The organism is Flavobacterium sp. (assembly GCF_039595935.1).
Lineage (GTDB): Bacteria > Bacteroidota > Bacteroidia > Flavobacteriales > Flavobacteriaceae > Flavobacterium.
Map to the genome: position 1 here is coordinate 390,406 of NZ_JBCNKR010000005.1, position 17,188 is coordinate 407,593.

The 17,188-nt window shown below is 33.2% G+C and carries 25 protein-coding genes; 1 reads left to right on the plus strand and 24 read right to left on the minus strand.

The genetic code is table 11. From position 1 onward, the window contains the following. Positions 1 to 9: 9 nt before the first annotated feature. The 3 genes from ABDW27_RS09085 to ABDW27_RS09095 form a co-directional block, all read right to left on the minus strand. Positions 10 to 798, minus strand: coding sequence for a polysaccharide biosynthesis/export family protein (locus tag ABDW27_RS09085; RefSeq protein WP_343695617.1), 789 nt, complete (start codon positions 796 to 798; stop codon positions 10 to 12). Between the two features lie 70 nt (positions 799 to 868). Continuing rightward, positions 869 to 1,489, minus strand: coding sequence for a recombination mediator RecR (recR, locus tag ABDW27_RS09090; RefSeq protein ID WP_343695719.1), 621 nt, complete (start codon positions 1,487 to 1,489; stop codon positions 869 to 871). 158 nt (positions 1,490 to 1,647) lie between these two features. Then, positions 1,648 to 2,013 (minus strand): CoA-binding protein, encoded by a 366-nt coding sequence (locus tag ABDW27_RS09095; RefSeq protein ID WP_343695618.1) that lies wholly within the window; start codon positions 2,011 to 2,013, stop codon positions 1,648 to 1,650. Between the two features lie 151 nt (positions 2,014 to 2,164). On the opposite strand from ABDW27_RS09095, the gene ABDW27_RS09100 reads away from it, so the two are divergent. Beyond that, positions 2,165 to 2,794 carry a MarC family NAAT transporter gene (locus tag ABDW27_RS09100; protein WP_343695619.1) on the plus strand — a complete coding sequence of 210 codons (630 nt, stop codon included), beginning with the start codon at positions 2,165 to 2,167 and terminating at the stop codon, positions 2,792 to 2,794. A gap of 75 nt (positions 2,795 to 2,869) precedes the next feature. On the opposite strand, the gene ABDW27_RS09105 is transcribed toward ABDW27_RS09100, so the two are convergent. The 21 genes from ABDW27_RS09105 to rplE all read right to left on the minus strand — a co-directional run bounded on the left by ABDW27_RS09105 (position 2,870) and on the right by rplE (position 17,188). Further along, a complete protein-coding gene (locus tag ABDW27_RS09105; RefSeq protein WP_343695620.1) occupies positions 2,870 to 3,805 on the minus strand; it encodes an arginine deiminase-related protein in 936 nt (311 codons plus the stop codon). Between the two features lie 57 nt (positions 3,806 to 3,862). After that, positions 3,863 to 4,777 (minus strand): arginine deiminase family protein, encoded by a 915-nt coding sequence (locus ABDW27_RS09110; protein ID WP_343695621.1) that lies wholly within the window; start codon positions 4,775 to 4,777, stop codon positions 3,863 to 3,865. A gap of 63 nt (positions 4,778 to 4,840) precedes the next feature. Then, a complete protein-coding gene (locus ABDW27_RS09115) occupies positions 4,841 to 6,118 on the minus strand; it encodes a citrate synthase (protein ID WP_343695622.1) in 1,278 nt (425 codons plus the stop codon). Positions 6,119 to 6,274: 156 nt separating this feature from the next. Continuing rightward, positions 6,275 to 7,567 (minus strand): phosphopyruvate hydratase, encoded by a 1,293-nt coding sequence (gene eno, locus ABDW27_RS09120; RefSeq protein ID WP_343695623.1) that lies wholly within the window; start codon positions 7,565 to 7,567, stop codon positions 6,275 to 6,277. A 102-nt stretch (positions 7,568 to 7,669) separates the two neighbouring features. Further along, the gene (gene carA, locus ABDW27_RS09125; RefSeq protein WP_343695624.1) at positions 7,670 to 8,788 is read right to left on the minus strand and encodes a glutamine-hydrolyzing carbamoyl-phosphate synthase small subunit; all 1,119 of its coding nucleotides are present in this window, start codon (positions 8,786 to 8,788) and stop codon (positions 7,670 to 7,672) included. Positions 8,789 to 9,027: 239 nt separating this feature from the next. After that, the gene (gene rplQ, locus ABDW27_RS09130) at positions 9,028 to 9,519 is read right to left on the minus strand and encodes a 50S ribosomal protein L17 (RefSeq protein WP_343695625.1); all 492 of its coding nucleotides are present in this window, start codon (positions 9,517 to 9,519) and stop codon (positions 9,028 to 9,030) included. Between the two features lie 38 nt (positions 9,520 to 9,557). Further along, complete coding sequence (locus ABDW27_RS09135; protein WP_008464329.1) at positions 9,558 to 10,550, minus strand: DNA-directed RNA polymerase subunit alpha; 993 nt, start codon at positions 10,548 to 10,550, stop codon at positions 9,558 to 9,560. A 21-nt stretch (positions 10,551 to 10,571) separates the two neighbouring features. After that, positions 10,572 to 11,177, minus strand: a complete 606-nt coding sequence (rpsD, locus tag ABDW27_RS09140; RefSeq protein ID WP_008464326.1) for a 30S ribosomal protein S4 — start codon at positions 11,175 to 11,177, stop codon at positions 10,572 to 10,574. Between the two features lie 92 nt (positions 11,178 to 11,269). Further along, positions 11,270 to 11,653 carry a 30S ribosomal protein S11 gene (gene rpsK / locus ABDW27_RS09145; RefSeq protein WP_343695626.1) on the minus strand — a complete coding sequence of 128 codons (384 nt, stop codon included), beginning with the start codon at positions 11,651 to 11,653 and terminating at the stop codon, positions 11,270 to 11,272. Positions 11,654 to 11,661: 8 nt separating this feature from the next. Further along, positions 11,662 to 12,036, minus strand: coding sequence for a 30S ribosomal protein S13 (rpsM, locus tag ABDW27_RS09150; protein ID WP_343695627.1), 375 nt, complete (start codon positions 12,034 to 12,036; stop codon positions 11,662 to 11,664). 2 nt (positions 12,037 to 12,038) lie between these two features. Continuing rightward, positions 12,039 to 12,155, minus strand: coding sequence for a type B 50S ribosomal protein L36 (gene ykgO, locus ABDW27_RS09155; RefSeq protein WP_002987490.1), 117 nt, complete (start codon positions 12,153 to 12,155; stop codon positions 12,039 to 12,041). Between the two features lie 12 nt (positions 12,156 to 12,167). After that, positions 12,168 to 12,383, minus strand: a complete 216-nt coding sequence (gene infA, locus ABDW27_RS09160) for a translation initiation factor IF-1 (protein ID WP_007136545.1) — start codon at positions 12,381 to 12,383, stop codon at positions 12,168 to 12,170. Positions 12,384 to 12,390: 7 nt separating this feature from the next. Then, on the minus strand, positions 12,391 to 13,737 hold the full coding sequence (gene secY / locus ABDW27_RS09165; protein ID WP_057124289.1) for a preprotein translocase subunit SecY: 1,347 nt from the start codon (positions 13,735 to 13,737) through the stop codon (positions 12,391 to 12,393). Between the two features lie 13 nt (positions 13,738 to 13,750). Further along, on the minus strand, positions 13,751 to 14,203 hold the full coding sequence (gene rplO / locus ABDW27_RS09170) for a 50S ribosomal protein L15 (RefSeq protein ID WP_012022480.1): 453 nt from the start codon (positions 14,201 to 14,203) through the stop codon (positions 13,751 to 13,753). Positions 14,204 to 14,214: 11 nt separating this feature from the next. After that, on the minus strand, positions 14,215 to 14,397 hold the full coding sequence (rpmD, locus tag ABDW27_RS09175; RefSeq protein ID WP_012022481.1) for a 50S ribosomal protein L30: 183 nt from the start codon (positions 14,395 to 14,397) through the stop codon (positions 14,215 to 14,217). Positions 14,398 to 14,408: 11 nt separating this feature from the next. Further along, positions 14,409 to 14,933 carry a 30S ribosomal protein S5 gene (gene rpsE, locus ABDW27_RS09180; protein WP_085949269.1) on the minus strand — a complete coding sequence of 175 codons (525 nt, stop codon included), beginning with the start codon at positions 14,931 to 14,933 and terminating at the stop codon, positions 14,409 to 14,411. A 3-nt stretch (positions 14,934 to 14,936) separates the two neighbouring features. After that, positions 14,937 to 15,287: a 50S ribosomal protein L18 gene (gene rplR / locus ABDW27_RS09185; protein ID WP_008464310.1), complete on the minus strand. Its 351-nt coding sequence runs from the start codon at positions 15,285 to 15,287 to the stop codon at positions 14,937 to 14,939. 11 nt (positions 15,288 to 15,298) lie between these two features. Then, entirely contained in the window at positions 15,299 to 15,841 is a 543-nt protein-coding gene (gene rplF / locus ABDW27_RS09190) for a 50S ribosomal protein L6 (protein WP_012022483.1), read from the minus strand. A gap of 18 nt (positions 15,842 to 15,859) precedes the next feature. Continuing rightward, positions 15,860 to 16,258 (minus strand): 30S ribosomal protein S8, encoded by a 399-nt coding sequence (rpsH, locus tag ABDW27_RS09195; RefSeq protein ID WP_008464306.1) that lies wholly within the window; start codon positions 16,256 to 16,258, stop codon positions 15,860 to 15,862. 105 nt (positions 16,259 to 16,363) lie between these two features. Next, positions 16,364 to 16,633 (minus strand): 30S ribosomal protein S14, encoded by a 270-nt coding sequence (gene rpsN, locus ABDW27_RS09200; protein ID WP_008464305.1) that lies wholly within the window; start codon positions 16,631 to 16,633, stop codon positions 16,364 to 16,366. Between the two features lie 3 nt (positions 16,634 to 16,636). After that, positions 16,637 to 17,188: a 50S ribosomal protein L5 gene (gene rplE / locus ABDW27_RS09205; RefSeq protein ID WP_343695628.1), complete on the minus strand. Its 552-nt coding sequence runs from the start codon at positions 17,186 to 17,188 to the stop codon at positions 16,637 to 16,639.

Here is a 17,188-nt window from a genome sequence, read left to right on the forward strand (position 1 = left end):
AATTATTTTTTAATTTCTGATTATCAAATAAACAGTTGTAGCTAATGACAATAAGGTTATAACTGTACCTATTGATTGTATTCCGGTTTGCCCCGTTCCCCAAGTTTTTTGCTTCAATGGTTTTACATAAATGTAATCATTAGGCTGTAAATAGTAATACGGAGATTTCATAACGTTAACATCGGTAAGGTCAATATTATTCATTTGAACGCCTGTTGGTGTTTGACGAATAATGGTTACTTCCTTTCTATTACCAACAGTTGTAATATCACCTGCATTTGCAATTGCTTCCATTACATTCACATTATCTTTAAATAATGTTTTTGTGCCTGTACTTCCTACTTCTCCATTTATAGTATATCTAAAACCCGCTAATTTTACTGTAACAAAAATGTTAGCCTCACTTTTAAAATATTCTTCTAGTAATTTTTTTTCAATCTTGACACGAACTTCTTCAAGAGTGTATCCAATAACATTTATTTCTCCTAAAACAGGCATCCTGATATTTCCATGATCGTCTACAGTAAATCCGTCGAAATATAATGTTGATTCTGATTTTCCTTGTTCTTTTGCTTCTGTTGTATTAAAAATAGAAACCAATTTAGGATCAATAGCTTTTATGTTAATACTTAAAACATCATTTACTTGTAATCTATAAGGCTTAGACTCTACTGATGAAATATTATTTTGCTCTGAAGAAGTATTTTTATCCTGCAGATATACTAGATCATTTAACGGGATACAAGATGTAAATAATAAACTAATGAGTAATAATATATAAAAGCTTTTTTTTGTCATTTTGAAAATTTTACCGCAAATATAGTTTTTCCTTTAGTCTTCAGAAAATCTATATCTTATTTGATGTCTTTTAATTGTTTTTGAAAGTTCTTTCGAACGGAACACGATGCAAAATACTTCTCCCTAATGTAATTTCATCTGCATATTCTAATTCATCTCCAACAGATATACCTCTCGCAATTGTTGAAATAACAATATCTGTGTCAGCAATTTGTTTATAAATGTAAAAATTGGTAGTATCACCTTCCATTGTAGAACTTAGAGCGAAAATAATTTCGACTACTTTTCCTGATTTTACTTTTTCTACCAAACTGGAAATATTTAACTGGCTTGGACCTACTCCTTCAATAGGAGAAATTTTTCCGCCTAAAACATGATAAACTCCTTTATATTGCCCTGTATTTTCTATTGCCATTACATCGCGAATATCTTCGACAACACAAATAGTTTGATGATTTCTTGCTGAATTTGCACATATTTCGCACACTTTGGTATCTGAAATATTATGGCAGTTTTCACAAAATTTAATATCCTCACGCATATTCAGTAATGCCTGCGACAAAAATCCAGTTTGTTCTTTTGGCTGTTTTAACAAATGCAGAACCAAACGCAGCGCTGTACGCTTACCAATTCCGGGTAACTGCGACATTTCGTTGACCGCTTTTTCGATTAATTTCGATGAAAATTCCATGAGAACAAAAGTAATAACTTTTAACGGCATTGTTAAGCTTTAAAGAAACTAAAAATCAATGTGATTATTATTTGATTTTAAAGCCAAACAATAGCTAAAATCATTCTTTCAAGAATTTTCATTAACAATTAAATCATACCAAATTTAATATCTAAAAATTAATATTGATTGGTTGCCAATAAAACTAATGTACAAGCTACTTCAACTTCAATATTGTTTAATTCTAATAATTGATACAATTCAGGATTTTCTGTTCCGGGATTAAAAATCACTCTTTTGGGCTGCGCTTCAACAATATAATTATAGTAATCACGCTGACGAGTTGGGTTTAAATATAAAGTTACGGTGTCTATATTTTTAACAGGTATTGCTTTTGTGTGTATTTTTACACCTGCAACTTCTCCAGTATTTTGTCCTATTGCTATAACTGTATGCCCTTTTTGAGTAAGCATATTTATCGCTCTAAAAGCGTAACGATCTGGTTTTGTAGTTGCTCCAAGCAATAAAGTCTTTTTATTTTTCATAGTCTTAAAATATTTCACAAAAGTAGTCAAAAAGATACGCTTACCTTAGCTCATTTACTTACAATTATTGACTATTAAAAACAATATCATAATATTATTTTGACTGCAAATATTAAAATTTGACTACTTTTACTTGACAAACCAATATTCTATGGATTTATTTATTTATCTATTTGCTGCACTTTTTTCGGTACTTAACCCAATCGGAACTGTTCCAATTTTTGTTGGATTAACGCAGCATGACTCACAAAAAGAACGTTCAAGAATTTCTTTATGGACCGCTATTAATGTTTTTATCATCTTACTGGTTTCCTTTTTTATTGGTCAATATGTTTTGACTTTTTTTGGAATTAGTATTGATGCACTTCGAATTGCCGGAGGAATTGTAATTGTAAATTCTGGTTTCTCTTTACTTTCAGGCAAATTCAACAAAAAACGTGGAATTAATAAAAAGATTGAAAATGAAGTTCAACAAAGAAATGATATAGCTTTAACTCCTCTGGCTATTCCTATGCTTGCCGGACCAGGATCAATTTCTTTATTAATTGCTTTTTATCAGGAGCATCATCAAATGGAAGAAATTATTTTTTCATGTCTTGCAATTTTAGCAATTGCGGTTGCGATTTTTGCCATTCTAAAGAGTGCGCATTACTTGGCGAGAATTTTAGGAGCATCCGGAATTGTTGCTATTTCAAGAATAGTTGGCTTCATCGTAATTTCTATTGGAATTCAATATATCGTAAGTTCAATTGTAAATATCATCAAAGGAAATTTGATGTAGAAAATTTAATTTACAACAAAAATAAAATGGGATAAACTTTATAATGTTTATCCCGTTTTTATTGGTCTAATATTTTTAATTTCTTGGCAAGAACACTTCCGCCATCATACATCTGGCGCTTCCGCCTCCACAAGCTTCAATTGTATCTAAACTTGAGCTTAAAATTTCAGCATGTTTTTCTAACTGTTCGATTTGTTTTGAAGTCAAACTTTGATGCGCTGAAGCACTCATTATAATATATCGTTTATCATTTGTGCCTTTAACTTCTAACATATTTCCTGCAAAATTGTTTACCTGATCTTCTGTTATTAAAATGACTTCTTTTTTATCATCTTTCAGATTATCTAAAACCATTTTACGCTCTTTTTTATCATCAATGCAATCCGCACAAATGACCGCAAAAGTCTCACCTAAGCACATCATTACATTTGTGTGATAAATCAACTTACGTTCTCCGTTAACAGTTTGAAATGCTTCGAAAATCACAGGAGCATAATCAAAGTCTTCACAGAACTCTATAAACAATTCCTCGTCTGCTCTTGGAGAAAGTGCACAATACGCTTTACCATTTGCTCTATCCAAAAGTAAACTTCCTGTTCCTTCTAAGAAAATACCATCTTCTTCTGCCGATGTATAATCCATTATATTAGAAATCTCGAATCCTTTTTCTTCAAGAGTGTCTAAAATATCCTCACGACGCTCAAGACGGCGATTTTCAGCAAACATTGGATAAAGTGCTACGTCTCCATTTTCATGAAACGAAACCCAGTTATTCGGAAATATACTATCAGGAGTATCCGTTTCTAAAGTATCCTCAATTACCGTCACATCAACACCAACCGCTCTTAGTTTTTCAACGAAGGTATCAAATTCTTGCTGTGCTTTTGCATTTACAGTACTTGGCAATAATCCGTCTAATACTTTTTGGTAATAATTATTTACAGCCGTCTGCTCATTCATTCTGAAAGCTACTGGCCGAATCATTACAATCGCATTTGTTGTTTGTTTCATTTTTTATGTTTTTTGTTTCAGGTTTCAAGTTTAAATAATAGTAACCTGAAACCATTTTTAATCTCTAATTAACGGAAGCGTTGAACATCTTAATAATCCTTCCTGCTTTGCAATTTCAGCATAAGGGATTTCTTCTACAGTAAAACCTTTTGAGCGAAGCCAATTGTTTAATCTAGTGAAGTTTTTTTCAGAAACAACAACATCTTTATCAATCGAAAATACATTCGAAAACATATTATACATTTCTTCTCTTTCGATATGAAACAAATTTTCTTTTCCAAAAAGATTTACCAAATACAAATAATCAGCTTCTTCACGAAACCCTCTTTTGTAGATAATACCTTTATCTTCTCCAACTGGCTGAAAACAACAGTCTAAATGCAATGCATTATCACGAGCTTCTAATTTAGATTTAACTAAATCAAATTCTTTGACAATTTTATTTGGAAATAATTCTTTAATATAATTTACGCCATGCATATTGGTTCTGGCTGTGATGTAATCTTTATAGTCACTTCCTTTATAAGTTCCAATAAAAATGTGATCATTCCAAAGCATAACATCACCGCCTTCAATATGTACTTCTTCCGGAGGACGAACTACTTTTAATGGATTAATTTGATCAATAACATATTGAATAGCATCCAATTCACGTTCACGATCAGGCAAGATATTTGACTTTACAAAAGTATCGTCAATTACAAAACCAATATCTCTGGCAAAAATCTGGTTGTAGTTTTCGATCATTTCAGGACGATAAACCGTCACATCATATTTTTGAAAAACAGCATTAAAAGCATCCATTTCAGCAACCATATCTTTCTCGATTGGATATGTTCCTGCTTTAATATGTTCCAACGATTTAGGATCATAGGCTTCATCTATAGTAGGAGTTGGCCCATTATGAACGGCAGAACCTAAAACTACAGCACGCAGTCTAGACGTTTCGTTCTTAACATTTAATTGCAACATAACTTTATTGTATTTTGGACAAAGATAAAAAAAGCTTCACAGTAAAGTGAAGCTTTAGTTTTTTTATTTATTAGACTTAAATTCCCTTAAAGGGTGTCCTGTATAAATTTGTCTTGGTCTGCCAATTGGTTCTTTGTTTTCACGCATTTCTTTCCATTGCGCTATCCAGCCCGGAAGTCTTCCGATAGCAAACATTACTGTAAACATATCAGTTGGAATTCCTAATGCTCTGTAAATAATTCCAGAATAAAAATCTACGTTTGGATATAAGTTTCTTGATTTGAAGTAATCATCTTCAAGAGCTGCAGCCTCTAATCTTTTAGCAATTTCCAAAATTGGATCATCTACACCTAAAGTTTCTAATACTTCTTTAGCTGCTTTTTTAATGATTTTTGCACGTGGATCAAAGTTTTTGTAAACTCTATGACCAAATCCCATTAAACGGAATGGATCATTTTTATCTTTTGCTTTTGCTAAGAATTTATCTGTATCACCACCATCTTTATTTATTTCTTCCAGCATTTCAAGCACCGCCTGATTAGCACCTCCATGAAGCGGCCCCCAAAGAGCAGAAACTCCAGATGAAATAGACGCAAATAACCCTGCATGTGAAGAACCTACCATTCTTACTGTAGATGTTGAACAGTTTTGTTCGTGATCAGCATGAAGAATAAATAATTTATCTAAAGCATCAACAACAACAGGATTTGCTGCGTAAGGTCCTGTAGGCAATTTAAACATTAACTGCATAAAGTTCTCTACATAACCGGTAGTATTATCATAATAATTCAACGGATACCCCATAGATTTTCTATAAGTCCAAGTTGCAATTACAAGAAATTTCCCCATTGTTTTACAAATGGCTTCATACATTTCTTTTTCATTTTCCACATTAACCGCTTTTGGATTAAATGCTGTTAAAGCACTTGTCAAAGCTGATAACACTCCCATTGGATGTGCTGTTTTTGGAAAACCGTCAATGATATTTTTCATCTCTTCGTTTACAAGAGTATGTTTTTTAATACCATTTTCAAATTGCTCTAGTTCTTGAGCAGTTGGTAATTCTCCAAAAATCAAAAGATAAGAAACTTCTAAAAAGCTAGCTTTTTCAGCTAAATCTTCGATTGCATATCCTCTGTAACGTAAAATACCTAATTCTCCGTCTAAGAAAGTGATTTCACTTTTACAAGATCCTGAATTTTTGTAACCCGGATCAATTGTAATAATACCAGTTAAATCACGTAATTTGTTGATATCGATAGCAGATTCATTTTCGCTCCCTGTTATTACTGGAAGTTCAATTTTCTTACCATCTACTTCTAATGTGGCTATTTTTGACATAATATAATCGGAAATAATTCTTTAAAATAATAATTTACCAAATCTAAGGAATTTAAGACTAATTTAAAAAAGAATACTGCTATGAATTTGTTAAAAGTCCAAAAAAAAACCATTCGTTAAAACGAATGGTCTTTCCTTAATATATAACTCTTACAATTATTTAATTTTGAAAGCGTTTAAGCCTGGAAAATAAGCTGTACTTCCTAGCTCTTCTTCAATTCTTAATAATTGGTTGTATTTTGCCATACGGTCAGAACGAGATGCAGAACCTGTTTTAATTTGTCCACAGTTTAAAGCAACAGCTAAGTCAGCAATTGTATTGTCTTCTGTTTCTCCTGAACGGTGAGACATTACTGAAGTATAACCAGCATTTTTAGCCATGTTTACAGCAGCAATAGTTTCAGTTAAAGTTCCAATTTGGTTTACTTTTACAAGAATTGAATTAGCAATTCCTTTTTCGATACCAGTAGATAAACGAGCAACATTAGTAACAAATAAATCGTCTCCAACTAATTGTACTTTATTTCCAATTTTCTCAGTTAAAGCTTTCCATCCATCCCAGTCATCTTCATACATACCGTCTTCGATTGAGATAATTGGATATTTAGCAGCAAGTTCAGCTAAGTACTCAGCCTGCTCAGCAGATGTTCTGATTTTTCCAGTTTCACCCTCGAATTTAGTATAATCGTATTTACCATTAACATAAAATTCAGAAGCAGCACAGTCAAGAGCAATCATAATCTCGTCTCCGAAAGTATATCCTGCTTTTTCAACTGCTAATTTGATAGTATCTAAAGCATCCTCAGTACCACCAGCTAAATTTGGAGCAAATCCCCCTTCGTCACCAACAGCTGTGCTTAAACCTCTATCGTGTAAAACTTTTTTCAAGCTGTGGAAAATTTCAGTTCCCATTTGCATAGCATGTGTAAAAGAAGTTGCTTTTACCGGGAAAATCATAAACTCTTGAAAAGCGATTGGCGCATCAGAGTGAGAACCACCATTGATAATGTTCATCATCGGCACAGGTAATGTATTAGCAGAAACTCCACCTACATATCTGTATAAAGGTAATCCAAGTTCATTTGCAGCAGCCTTAGCAGCAGCCAAAGAAACTCCTAAAATAGCATTAGCTCCTAATTTAGATTTATTTGGAGTTCCATCTAAATCGATCATTAATTGATCAATTGTATTTTGTTCAAAAACAGAAGTTCCAACTAATTCTTCAGCAATAACAGTATTTACATTGTTCACTGCATTCAAAACTCCTTTTCCAAGATAAGCCTTACCTCCGTCACGTAATTCAACAGCTTCGTGTTCTCCAGTTGATGCTCCAGATGGAACAGCTGCTCTACCTAAAACTCCGTTTTCAGTTACTACATCAACCTCAATAGTTGGATTACCTCTGGAATCCAGAATTTGTCTTGCGTGAACTTTAATTATAATACTCATTATTTTTGTTTTTTATTAATAGATTATAGATTTTTTTTCGAAATTATAAAAATATTTAATATTAAAAATGGTTTTTCTTTATTAAACACCTTTATTTATTAACTACATCGTTTTAGACACAGCTAGTTTTATATTCTCAACAAATTGGTCGAATAAATAAGATGAATCGTGTGGTCCTGGACTTGCTTCAGGATGGTATTGTACTGAAAAACAATTTTTATTTTTCATTCTCATTCCCGCAACTGTACCATCATTTAAATGAACGTGAGTGATCTCTAATTCCGGATGGTTTTCTAATTGTTCTTTTTTAACCGCAAAACCATGATTTTGAGAAGTTATCTCTCCTTTACCTGTAATCAAATTTTTTACAGGATGATTTATTCCACGATGTCCATTGAACATTTTATATGTTTGAACACCATTTGCTAAACCAATAACCTGATGTCCTAAACAAATTCCGAACAAAGGTCTGTCTTCAGCTAAAATCTTTTTAGCAACTTCAATAGCTCCAAATAATGGATCTGGATCTCCTGGCCCGTTTGACAAGAAAAACCCATCTGGGTTAAATGAATTCAAATCTTCATAAGTCGAGTTGTATGGAAACACCTTGATATAACAATCTCTCTTAGCAAGATTTCTTAAAATATTCTTTTTTATTCCCAAGTCAAGAGCTGAGATTTTATAAGTTGCATTTTCATCTCCAACAAAATATGGTTCAGTTGTAGATACTTTTGAAGCTAATTCTAAACCTTCCATATTTGGAACATTTGCCAGTTCTTTTTTCAGCTCTTCAATTGAAGTTCCGTCTGTACAAATCACAGCATTCATTGCTCCATTATCACGAATGTAACTTACAAGTGCTCTTGTATCAACATCAGAAATACAGATTAAGTTTTGTTTAGCAAAATAATCTTCTAAACTTCCAGAAGCACCTTCTCTTGAATAATTAAAGCTAAAGTTTTTACAAACCAAACCTGCAATTTTAACGCCGTCTGATTCAACTTCTAAATCATTAACACCATAATTACCAATATGTGGGTTAGTAGCCACCATAATTTGACCAAAATAAGATGGATCTGTAAAAATCTCCTGATATCCTGTCATTCCAGTATTAAAACAAACTTCACCGAAAGTTTTACCGCTGATTCCGATAGATTTACCATGAAAAATAGTTCCATCGCTAAGTAATAAAATGGCGCTTTGTCGTGTTGTGTATTTCATTCTTTAATTTGTATTGTTTTTAATCGTCTTATGAAACTTTAGGTTTCAATTGTAATTAGATATTTTGCAAATTTACTTCTTTAAAAGAGTGCTGCCAAGATTTTTTAAAAATTTCATTCATAAAAATAAAACCAAGGCATTGAAATAAGTTAAATTTTACTCTTTTAAAAAAATCAAAAAAAAAGGATAAACTAAAAATTAGTTTATCCTTGATTTCTATAGAATCATTACTTTCATAATTATTCAGAAGCTTCAGTAGTCGATTCTGATTCAGCTGCTGGAGCTTCAGGAGCAGTACCTTCAGCTTTTTTAGCTTTACCACCACGACGGCTTTTAGCTTTTTTAACTTCTTTTTTACCTCCGTTGTAAAGTTCATTGAAGTCAACAAGCTCGATCATCGCCATATCAGCGTTATCTCCCAAACGATTTCCAACTTTAATGATACGAGTGTATCCTCCTGGACGGTCTCCTACTTTAGCAGCTACATCTCTGAACAAATCAGTTACAGCATATTTGCTACGTAAGTATGCAAAAACAACACGACGGTTGTGAGTCGTATCTTCTTTTGATTTTGTGATTAAAGGCTCAACAAATTGTTTAAGCGCTTTAGCTTTAGCAACAGTAGTGTTAATACGTTTGTGCTCGATAAGAGAACAAGCCATATTAGCTAACATAGCTTTTCTATGTCCAGTCTGTCTGCTTAAGTGATTGATTTTTTTTCCGTGTCTCATTGCTATTTTAAATTTAATCCCGAATAATCGGGATTGAATTATTCTTTATCTAGTTTGTATTTAGCTAAATCCATTCCGAAAGTTAAATTTTTAACTGCAACAAGTTCATCAAGTTCAGTTAAAGATTTTTTACCGAAATTACGGAATTTCATTAGGTCATTTTTATTGAACGATACTAAATCACCAAGTGTATCAACTTCAGCCGCTTTCAAGCAATTTAATGCTCTTACAGATAAATCCATATCAACAAGCTTAGTTTTAAGCAATTGTCTCATATGCAATGACTCTTCATCATACGATTCTGTTTGTGCAATTTCGTCAGCCTCAAGTGTAATTCTTTCGTCAGAAAACAACATGAAATGGTGAATTAAAACTTTAGCAGCTTCAGTAAGAGCATCTTTTGGATTGATAGATCCATCAGTTTTAATTTCAAAAACTAATTTTTCGTAATCCGTTTTTTGCTCAACACGGAAATTTTCGATTGCATATTTTACATTTTTTACCGGAGTAAAAATAGAATCTGTAAAAATCGTTCCAATTGCAGCATTCTGTTTTTTGTTCTCTTCAGCAGGCACGTATCCTCTACCTTTTTCGATAGTTAAATCGAAATTCAATTTGATTTTAGAATCTAAATTACAGATAACAAGGTCTGGATTTAGAACTTGAAAACCTGAAATAAATTTTTGAAAATCACCTGCTGTTAATTGATCTTTACCTGAAACAGAAATAGTAACTGATTCATTATCGATATCTTCGATTTGACGTTTGAAACGTACTTGTTTTAGATTAAGGATAATTTCGGTAACATCTTCAACAACACCTGAAATAGTAGAAAACTCATGATCTACACCTTCGATACGAACAGATGTAATTGCATAACCTTCTAACGCTGAAAGCAAAACTCTTCTAAGTGCATTACCAACTGTCAATCCGTAACCAGGTTCTAAAGGTCTGAATTCAAATTTACCTTCAAAATCGGTTGAATCGATCATGATAACTTTATCGGGCTTTTGAAAATTAAATATTGCCATAAATTTCGACTAAGTCAATTATTATTTGTTGTACAACTCTACGATTAATTGTTCTTTAATGTTTTCTGGAATTTGAAGTCTCGCAGGTACAGAAACAAAAGTTCCTTCTTTAAGATCATTGTTCCAAGTAATCCATTCATAAACATGACTTGAATTTGATAAAGAACGTTCGATAGCTTCTAAAGATTTAGATTTTTCACGAACTGCAACTTTATCACCAGGCTTAAGGTGGTAAGAAGGAATATTAACAACCTCTCCATTTACAGTAATGTGTCTGTGAGAAACGATTTGACGCGCACCTCTTCTAGATGGAGCAATCCCCATTCTAAAAACAACATTATCTAATCTTGCTTCGCATAATTGTAATAGAACTTCACCAGTTACTCCTTTAGTTGCTGATGCTTTTTCGAATAAATTTCTGAATTGTTTTTCTAAAATTCCATAAGAATATTTAGCTTTTTGCTTTTCCATTAACTGAACAGCGTACTCAGATTTTTTTCCTCTTTTTTTAGCCATCCCGTGTTGTCCAGGTGGGTAATTTCTTTTTTCGAAAGACTTATCATCTCCGAAGATTGCTTCGCCAAATTTACGAGCGATTTTGGTTTTTGGACCAGTATATCTTGCCATTTTAAAAAAATTTTAAGGTAGAGATTATGAATTCAGGTCTAATCCTCCGATAATCTATATTCTACCTTGATTATACTATAAAAATAAAAAAATTAAACTCTACGTCTTTTTGGAGGACGACATCCGTTGTGAGGCATTGGAGTAACATCGATAATCTCAGTAACTTCAATTCCACCGTTATGAATAGAACGGATTGCAGACTCACGTCCGTTTCCTGGTCCTTTTACATAAACTTTTACTTTTTTAAGTCCTGCCTCAAGAGCTACTTTGGTGCAATCTTCTGCTGCCATTTGAGCTGCATACGGAGTGTTCTTTTTAGAACCTCTGAAACCCATTTTACCAGCTGAAGACCAAGCAATAACTTCACCTTTCTTATTTGTCAAAGAAATGATAATATTGTTGAAAGTCGAAGAAATATGAGCTTCACCCGTTGATTCAACGATAACTTTACGTTTTTTTGCAGTTGCTTTAGCCATATTACTTATTATTTAGTTGCTTTTTTCTTGTTAGCAACAGTTTTTCTTTTTCCTTTTCTTGTTCTAGAGTTGTTTTTAGTTCTTTGACCTCTTAATGGAAGACCAGATCTATGACGAATACCTCTATAACAACCAATATCCATTAAACGTTTGATGTTCAAAGAAACTTCAGAACGTAATTCTCCTTCAATTTTGTAAGATGAAACAGCTTCACGAATTGCTCCGATCTCGTCATCATTCCAATCTTGAACTTTTTTATCCTGGCTAACTTGAGCTTTTTCTAAAATCTCAATAGCTCTACTTTTTCCTAATCCGAAGATGTAGGTAAGTGCAATAACACCTCTTTTGTTTTTTGGGATATCTACCCCTGCTATTCTTGCCATAATTATCCTTGTCTTTGTTTAAATCTAGGATTCTTTTTGTTTATCACGTACAATCTTCCTTTTCTACGCACGATAATGCACTCGGCACTTCTCTTTTTTACTGATGCTCTAACTTTCATACTGAATATCTTTTAATATCGATAAGTAATTCTTGCTTTTGACAAATCGTAAGGGCTCATTTCTAACTTCACTTTATCACCAGGTAATAATTTGATATAATGCATTCGCATCTTTCCAGAAATATGAGCAATTACAATATGTCCATTTTCTAACTCCACACGGAACATAGCATTTGATAATGCCTCAATGATTGATCCGTCTTGTTCTATTGCTGATTGTTTTGCCATAAATATATTAAGCTACTGCTTTTCTATTTTTACCAGTCTTCATTAAACCATCATAATGTTTGTTTAACAAGTATGAATTGATTTGTTGAATAGTGTCTATTGCAACTCCAACCATAATTATTAATGAGGTACCTCCAAAAAACATTGCCCAAGATTGTTGTACATCCATAATACTTACAACAATAGCTGGGAACACAGCAATCAAAGCAAGGAATAAAGATCCTGGGAAAGTTATTAAAGACATCACTTTATCTAAGAAATCAGAAGTTTCTGCTCCTGGACGAACTCCCGGAATAAAACCACCACTTCTTTTTAAATCATCAGCCATTTTGTTAGTAGGTACAGTGATTGCAGTATAAAAGAATGTAAATACAATAATTAAAGTTGCAAAAACAAAATTATACCAGAAACCAAACATATTACTAAATGCTCCAACAATAGATTGTGATGTATCTGACTTAGACAATCCAGCTACTGCTGCAGGGATAAACATAATTGCCTGAGCAAAAATGATTGGCATAACTCCAGAAGCATTAAGCTTAAGAGGAATCCATTGTCTATTACCACCTGCTAAATCTTGCTCATAATCACCAGTTGTAGTACGACGAGCGTATTGAACCGGGATTTTACGTACTGCCATAGTAAGCAATACACAAGAAATGATTACTAATAACCACACAATAATTTCAATAACTAACAACATTGGACCTCCATTGTTGTTGGTAACTCTCGTTGTAAACTCTTGAATAAAAGCTTGCGGTAAACGAGCTAGGATACCAACCATAATTAATAATGAAATTCCGTTTCCAATACCTTTATCTGTAATTTTTTCACCAAGCCACATAGCAAAAATTGTACCTGTAACTAAGATGATAACAGACGAGAACAAAAATTCAGGTGAATTAAAGCCTAGTAGAAAAGCACTACCAGGCAATGTTCTGTATAAATTATAGATATAAGTTGGACCTTGAACCAGTGTAATAGCTATAGTCAACCAACGAGTGATTTGATTAATCTTTTTTCTACCACTTTCTCCATCATTTTGAAGTTTTTGTAAGTAAGGGATAGCAATTCCCATTAACTGAACAACAATAGACGCAGAAATATAAGGCATGATACCTAAAGCAAAAACTGAAGCTTTAGAGAAAGCACCCCCAGTAAACATGTCTAGGATAGATCCTAAACCATTTTTAGTTTGTCCCGCTAAACCTGTTAATTGAGTTGCATCAATTCCAGGAAGCGTAACATGTGCACCAAAACGATATACTAAAAGCAATCCTAATGTAATTAAGATTCTGTTTTTCAGTTCTTCGATTTTCCAAACATTACTTAGTGATTCAATAAATTTCTTCATCTTAGTAGATAAGTTATATAGTTACAGCTTCACCACCAGCAGCTTCAATAGCAGCTTTTGCAGTAGCAGTAAATTTGTGGGCAGTTACTTTTAATTTTGCTTTCAATTCACCTCTACCTAAAATCTTAACGATTTCATTTTTTGAAGCTAGACGATTTGCTACGAAATCTGTCATAGAAACAGAATCAGTAATCACACCATTGTCTACTAATAATTGAAGCGTATCTAAATTAACACCTTCGTATTCTTTACGATTGATGTTTTTGAAACCAAACTTAGGAACACGTCTTTGAAGTGGCATTTGTCCACCCTCAAAACCAATCTTTTTAGAATAACCAGAACGAGATTTAGCTCCTTTGTGACCTCTTGCAGCGGTACCACCTTTTCCAGAACCTTCTCCTCTACCTACTCTTTTATTTTGATTATGTGTTGATCCCTCAGCAGGTTGTAAGTTACTTAAATTCATAACAGTATTTGTTATTTAGCTTCTTCTACAGAAACTAAGTGTTTAACTTTGTTTATCATACCAAGGATAGCAGGATTTGATTCATGCTCTACAACTTGTCCTAATTTACGTAGACCTAAAGCTTCTAAACCTCTCTTTTGAGAAAGAGGACAGTTGATCTTGCTTCTTACTTGTTTTACTAATAATTTAGCCATAATTTCCTTGATTAACCTTTAAAAACTTTTTCTAAAGAAACTCCTCTCTGTTTTGCAACAGTATGAGCACTTCTCATTTGCAATAAAGCATCAAAAGTTGCTTTAACTACGTTATGAGGATTTGATGATCCTTGAGATTTTGATAATACATCGTGAATACCTACTGACTCAAGAACTGAACGAACAGCTCCACCAGCAATAACTCCTGTACCATGAGAAGCAGGAATTAAGAATACACGAGCACCACCAAATTTACCTTTTTGTTCGTGAGGAACTGATTGTCCATTCAGAGGAATTCTAACTAAATTTTTCTTAGCATCTTCTACTGCTTTCGCAATTGCTTCAGAAACATCTTTAGATTTTCCTAATCCGTGACCAACTACTCCATTTTCATCACCTACAACTACAATAGCAGAAAAACCGAAAGCTCTACCTCCTTTTGTAACTTTAGTAACACGATTTACACTAACTAGACGATCTTTAAGTTCAAGACCACTAGGTTTTACCAATTCTACATTTTTGTATTTAGACATAATATATTAGAATTTAAGTCCAGCGGCTCTTGCGCCTTCTGCTAATGATTTAATACGACCGTGATATAAATAACCACCTCTATCAAAAGTAATGGTATCAATCCCAGCTTTTAACGCTTTCTCTGCAACTAATTTTCCAACAGCAGCAGCTACTTCAACGTTAGTACCTTTTCCTATTTCTTTTTCTCTTGAAGATGCAGCTAATATAGTAACTCCATTTACATCATCAATAATTTGAGCGTAAATTTCTTTATTACTTCTAAAAACAGAAAGTCTAGGTCTTGCAGCAGTACCACTAACCGATTTTCTAATTCTGAATTTAATTCTCTGTCTTCTTTCAGATTTTGTTAATGACATAATCTTATATTTTAAGCTGATTTACCTGCTTTTCTTCTTAATACTTCACCCACAAATTTAACACCTTTTCCTTTGTATGGCTCTGGCTTACGGAAACCTCTGATTTTCGCAGCAACTTGTCCTAAAAGTTGTTTATCAAATGATGTTAATTTTACGATTGGGTTCTTACCTTTTTCAGATATTGTTTCTAAAGATACTTCTGGAGCAATTTCTAAAACAATATTGTGAGAATATCCAAGAGCTAAATCTAACTTTTGACCTTGGTTTGAAGCTCTATAACCAACTCCAACTAATTCTAGTTCTTTTGTGAAACCTTCAGAAACACCCACAACCATATTACTGATCAAAGATCTGAATAAACCGTGTTTCGCTCTGTGGTCTTTATGATCAGACGATCTTTCTACTAAAACTTGATCGCCTTCAACTGTTACATTTACGTCCGAAAACTCCTGAACTAGTTGACCTTTTTTTCCTTTTACTGTAATAATACCGTCTTTAACTTCTACAGTTACACCAGCAGGGATTACAATTGGGCTTTTACCTATTCTTGACATCTTATCTAGTGTTTAAAATTAGTATACGTAACAAATTACTTCACCACCTACATTTAACTGCTTAGCTTGTTTTCCTGTCATCAAACCTTTTGATGTAGAAACAATAGCAATTCCTAATCCATTAAGGATTCTTGGTAATTTGGCAGCACCTGCGTACTTACGTAAACCAGGTTTACTAATTCTTTGGATATCTTTGATTACAGGCTCTTTAGTATCTTTATCATACTTTAAAGCAATTTTGATAGAACCTTGTACAGTATTCTGCTCAAATTTGTAACTTAAGATATAACCTTGATCAAATAAGATCTTAGTTATCTCTTTTTTAAGATTAGATGCTGGAATTTCAACAACTTTGTGGTTTGCAGCCACAGCGTTACGAACTCTAGTCAAATAATCTGCAATAGGATCTGTATACATATGTATTTGATTGCGATTATGGTTTTCGGGAGATACTCATCTCCCGAACCTTTAATCAATTAAAAATTATTTTTTGGTTTGCAAAAATAACAACTTATTGCCAGATTACCAAGATGCTTTTTTTACACCTGGAATCAATCCATTGTTAGCCATTTCACGGAAAGTTACACGTGAAATACCGAATTGACGGATATAACCTCTAGGTCTTCCAGTCAATTTACAACGGTTATGCAAACGAACAGGTGAAGCATTTTTTGGCAGTCTTTGTAATCCTTCGTAGTCTCCAGCTTCTAATAAAGCTTTTCTCTTCTCAGCATACTTAGCTACTGTTTTCTCTCTTTTCACCTCGCGGGCTTTCATTGATTCTTTAGCCATGTCTTAATTCTTTTTAAAAGGTAATCCTAATTCAGCCAATAATGACTTTGCTTCCTTGTCTGTTTTTGCAGTAGTAACAAAAGTAATATCCATTCCTGAAATTTTGTTTACTTTGTCAATATCAATTTCTGGGAAAATGATTTGCTCTAAAACTCCAAGATTGTAGTTACCTCTTCCGTCGAAACCTGTAGCTTTAATACCACCGAAATCTCTAACACGTGGTAAAGCAGAAGTAATAAGTCTATCTAAAAACTCATACATTCTTTCTCCACGTAAAGTAACTTTTGCTCCAATAGGCATCCCTTTTCTTAATTTGAAAGACGCAACGTCTTTCTTAGAAATTGTAGATACTGCTTTTTGTCCAGTGATCTTTGTTAACTCATCAACAGCATAGTCAATAAGTTTTTTATCAGATACAGCTGCACCAACTCCACGGCTCAAAACGATTTTTTCAAGTTTAGGAACTTGCATTACGTTTGTATATCCGAACTCTTCTTTAAGAGCAGCGATTACTCTACTCTTATATTCTTCTTTTAGTCTAGGTATATATGCCAT

Excerpts from the sequence above, each read along its gene's own strand:
- secY (WP_057124289.1), bottom strand. The coding sequence starts at position 13,737 with ATGAAGAAATTTATTGAATCACTAAGTAATGTTTGGAAAATCGAAGAA.
- rpsK (WP_343695626.1), bottom strand. The coding sequence starts at position 11,653 with ATGGCTAAAGCAACTGCAAAAAAACGTAAAGTTATCGTTGAATCAACG.
- rpsH (WP_008464306.1), bottom strand. The coding sequence starts at position 16,258 with ATGTATACAGATCCTATTGCAGATTATTTGACTAGAGTTCGTAACGCT.
- rplE (WP_343695628.1), bottom strand. The coding sequence starts at position 17,188 with ATGGCATATATACCTAGACTAAAAGAAGAATATAAGAGTAGAGTAATC.
- rpsM (WP_343695627.1), bottom strand. The coding sequence starts at position 12,036 with ATGGCAAGAATAGCAGGGGTAGATATCCCAAAAAACAAAAGAGGTGTT.
- rpsD (WP_008464326.1), bottom strand. The coding sequence starts at position 11,177 with ATGGCAAGATATACTGGTCCAAAAACCAAAATCGCTCGTAAATTTGGC.
- ABDW27_RS09135 (WP_008464329.1), bottom strand. The coding sequence starts at position 10,550 with ATGGCAATATTTAATTTTCAAAAGCCCGATAAAGTTATCATGATCGAT.
- ABDW27_RS09110 (WP_343695621.1), bottom strand. The coding sequence starts at position 4,777 with ATGTTGCAATTAAATGTTAAGAACGAAACGTCTAGACTGCGTGCTGTA.
- rplF (WP_012022483.1), bottom strand. The coding sequence starts at position 15,841 with ATGTCAAGAATAGGTAAAAGCCCAATTGTAATCCCTGCTGGTGTAACT.
- infA (WP_007136545.1), bottom strand. The coding sequence starts at position 12,383 with ATGGCAAAACAATCAGCAATAGAACAAGACGGATCAATCATTGAGGCA.
- ykgO (WP_002987490.1), bottom strand. The coding sequence starts at position 12,155 with ATGAAAGTTAGAGCATCAGTAAAAAAGAGAAGTGCCGAGTGCATTATC.
- rpmD (WP_012022481.1), bottom strand. The coding sequence starts at position 14,397 with ATGGCTAAATTATTAGTAAAACAAGTAAGAAGCAAGATCAACTGTCCT.
- ABDW27_RS09105 (WP_343695620.1), bottom strand. The coding sequence starts at position 3,805 with ATGAAACAAACAACAAATGCGATTGTAATGATTCGGCCAGTAGCTTTC.
- ABDW27_RS09115 (WP_343695622.1), bottom strand. The coding sequence starts at position 6,118 with ATGTCAAAAATAGCCACATTAGAAGTAGATGGTAAGAAAATTGAACTT.
- ABDW27_RS09085 (WP_343695617.1), bottom strand. The coding sequence starts at position 798 with ATGACAAAAAAAAGCTTTTATATATTATTACTCATTAGTTTATTATTT.
- rplQ (WP_343695625.1), bottom strand. The coding sequence starts at position 9,519 with ATGAGACACGGAAAAAAAATCAATCACTTAAGCAGACAGACTGGACAT.
- recR (WP_343695719.1), bottom strand. The coding sequence starts at position 1,489 with ATGGAATTTTCATCGAAATTAATCGAAAAAGCGGTCAACGAAATGTCG.
- rplR (WP_008464310.1), bottom strand. The coding sequence starts at position 15,287 with ATGTCATTAACAAAATCTGAAAGAAGACAGAGAATTAAATTCAGAATT.
- ABDW27_RS09100 (WP_343695619.1), top strand. The coding sequence starts at position 2,165 with ATGGATTTATTTATTTATCTATTTGCTGCACTTTTTTCGGTACTTAAC.
- ABDW27_RS09095 (WP_343695618.1), bottom strand. The coding sequence starts at position 2,013 with ATGAAAAATAAAAAGACTTTATTGCTTGGAGCAACTACAAAACCAGAT.
- rplO (WP_012022480.1), bottom strand. The coding sequence starts at position 14,203 with ATGAATTTAAGTAACTTACAACCTGCTGAGGGATCAACACATAATCAA.
- rpsN (WP_008464305.1), bottom strand. The coding sequence starts at position 16,633 with ATGGCTAAAGAATCAATGAAAGCCCGCGAGGTGAAAAGAGAGAAAACA.
- eno (WP_343695623.1), bottom strand. The coding sequence starts at position 7,567 with ATGAGTATTATAATTAAAGTTCACGCAAGACAAATTCTGGATTCCAGA.
- carA (WP_343695624.1), bottom strand. The coding sequence starts at position 8,788 with ATGAAATACACAACACGACAAAGCGCCATTTTATTACTTAGCGATGGA.